Below are 2520 nucleotides of genomic sequence, written 5' to 3'. Positions count from 1 at the left end.
ACTGGGCGGGGATGTTGCCAACAACAAAACCTATAAAGATGTGTATTTAGTGTGCAATGACGGCAAAGAGATTCCTCCGGACCCGTTTACCGGCTGTTCGGTTTGTTCGGATTATGATGTGGATTCCACCGAGTACGAAAACTGCGTACTGAACAATGTGCCGTCCTGCTGCTCTTATGCGGATAGAATTTACACCAAGCGCGGGCAGAATGCCTTTGAAATGATGAAAGACACTTCGTGTTATGAGTGTGAAAAGGTAAATAGTTCGGACCACATACACAAGGAAGTGTATATGAGTGTAAATGACTTGAACTATATTGCCAATTATACGGCAGGTGGGCGGACTTTTAAGGATTATAAATTTATGAGTATAGATTGCACGGAACGCGGCTATCCGGATTCCCAGACAGGTACTTGGGTAAGGCTGGGAGCTTGCCCGGGGGATGGCTCTTGCGGCGGTAATGGCAATACTTGTCTGCAGGCTTGTGTGGTTTCTAATTGTAATGAAATATTGGGTACTTGTCATGTGAACGCCGTAATACTTAATTGTAAAACAAAATGTGATCCTCTCTTTCGGTAGTCCACGGATGGTTGGGCGTTCAGGGGCCCGGGCGCGGTGGAAAACACCAAGCAAGCGGAGCCCAAAACCCCAACAGACGTGCCGACAACCTGGATAGTTTTACAAAACAGGCGTAGCGGTTATTTTTAATTCGGTAATTTTCAATTAACCAGACCTCCCGTTGGCAACCACAACGAGAAACGGGCCCCCAGACATGGAGGCCCGCTGTTTTTGGTTAGAAAGAACTTACTGCTTTTTGCTTTCCCGCCGAGCGTGGAGTTTGCCGGAGACCTTACCTATAAAAACTGCAGTTGTTTCCAAGCCGCTACGGGCTGGAATTAAAGTAATTTCCTGCATTTGTGCCGCAGGTATACAGCACAATATTTAGGTGTGGCAAAGATTCATACAGCATATAAGAAAGCCCCCCGGTTTAGGCCGGGGGCTTTTTTGTATTAGCCGTTTACAAGGTTGTTTATAAAAAACTACAATATAAAAAAGTCTGCCCGGGTTTATCCGCGGGTATTTTACAGCAGGTGTTTTATGCTCAATTTAACCAAACCGCAAAAAGAAACTATTTATATGAAAATCACCCGCGTGCTTTTGGCCGCGTTATTTTTAGTCACGCCGCTGATGTTTTTTACGGACTTGACCGAAAACCCCTTTCAAGTGCAAAATACCGTTTTGTATGTGCTTTTGGCCCTGATTTATGCCACCATGGCCGTTAAGTTTTTGCGTTCCAAAACCATTGATTTTACCAAAACTTTTTTTGATTTGGCCTTTTTTGTGTATGTAATTGTGTGCGCCGTCACTTGGCTGTCTGCCGTATCGTCCGAGCCGCAAGCCCTGCGCCAAACCATGTTCTACAATATGCTTAATTACGGCACCTTGCTGTTGGTGGTGGCGTTGGGGGCGTATGTCGTCAGTAAAAACGTGGTGTTTTCCGGCGTGATTGAAAGCAAAACCAACTATATTTTATTGTTTATTGTTTGGGGCGCGCTGTGGCTGCTGCTGCCGTATTTGCATACTATGCTGTCCGCCGACAACCTGTTTGCGCGTATGTTTGACTGGTACGCCGTTTTATTGTGGGCGGCGGGGATTTGGCTGGGTATGCGCGTATTAAAAAAAGTGACGCAGGAAAACATTATCGTTTTAGTGTTTATTTCCGTTTTTTTGGCGTGCGTGTACGGCGTGTTGCAAGCCCTGGGCTTGGAATTTTTATGGCCGTTTGAAATGAGCCAGTTTGCCAGTAAGGCGTTTTCCACCTTCGGCAACCCGAACTTTCTGTCTTCTGCCGTGGTCATGTTGGTTCCCGCTATTACCGTTTACTTTTTGCGCGCGGAAAGCAAAAAAGATATGCTGGTTTACGGCTTTTTAACCCTGGTATATTTACTGTATTTGTCTTTCGGGTTGGCACGTTCCTGCTGGTTGGGGGCCGCGTGCGGGTTTATTATGATGTGGATGTTCGGCTCCCTGCGCAGTTTGGTCTGGGGCCGCCGTTTGCGCGCGTTTCTGCTTATTTTACTGGCGTTTGGGGTGTTGTACGGCTCGGCCTATTTTGGCGGCTCCAAAAGCCCGGTGGCGGCCCGCGCGGAAGAACTTTCCCAGGTGACTCCGTCCAATTTTACGTTGGATGTGGATAAAGACCACATTTTCCAATCCCTCCACCAACGCTTGTTTATGTGGGATGTTTCTAAAGAAATCTTTTTATCCCGCCCGGTGATGGGGGCCGGATTGGGCAACTTTCAAATGGCGTTTGCCCAAAACCAATACAAAACCTTACTAAAGCACCCCAATCTGCGGGAATTGAAAGCCCGCACCAACGCACCCCATAACGAGGTCTTTTTCCAACTGGCCCAAGGCGGTATTGTGGGCGTGGGGCTGTTCCTGTTTATGTTTATGGTGCTGTTTTTAGAGGTAAAAGATTTTGCTTCCCATAAAAAAGAGGGGGATAAAAAACAACT

The 2520-nt window shown here is 46.9% G+C and carries 2 protein-coding genes; both read left to right on the top strand.

Annotated features, from left to right (window positions below; all coding sequences use genetic code 11):
- A partial coding sequence (locus tag ACQY18_RS06600; protein WP_428039301.1) for a hypothetical protein occupies positions 1 to 580 on the top strand: 580 nt, incomplete at its 5' end.
- 519 nt (positions 581 to 1099) lie between these two features.
- Positions 1100 to 2520 (top strand): O-antigen ligase family protein (locus ACQY18_RS06595; protein ID WP_428039300.1); only part of this gene is annotated, 1421 nt, incomplete at its 3' end.

This window comes from Candidatus Avelusimicrobium faecicola (assembly GCA_900540405.1).
Lineage (GTDB): Bacteria > Elusimicrobiota > Elusimicrobia > Elusimicrobiales > Elusimicrobiaceae > Avelusimicrobium > Avelusimicrobium faecicola.
This window is presented reverse-complemented; position numbering and strand designations above follow the sequence as displayed.